At 56.1% G+C, this 301-nt stretch carries 1 rRNA gene; it reads left to right on the top strand.

Annotated features, from left to right (window positions below):
* Positions 1–301 (top strand): 23S ribosomal RNA (locus tag DXK94_RS21190); the annotation flags it as partial.

Here is a 301-nt window from a genome sequence, read left to right on the forward strand (position 1 = left end):
TCCATGTGTGATAGCCGGCGGGCGTTGCATGGTCGGGGTTGTGGGACTTTCCATACCAGTTCTGCCGGGCTGGTGGGGTGTGATGTGCGTGCATAGGTGAACGGTTTTGAAAGGCCGGCCAGAGAGGGTGTTAGCCCCGTAACCGTAATGTTTTGTACCGCCTGTGAGAGTATCCCAAGTAGTACGGGGCCCGAGAAATCCCGTGCGAATCTGTCAGGACCACCTGATAAGCCTAAATACTCCCTAATGACCGATAGCGGACCAGTACCGTGAGGGAAAGGTGAAAAGTACCCCGGGAGGG

Source organism: Arthrobacter sp. RT-1 (assembly GCF_003367205.1).
In the GTDB taxonomy this organism is placed as follows: domain Bacteria; phylum Actinomycetota; class Actinomycetes; order Actinomycetales; family Micrococcaceae; genus Arthrobacter.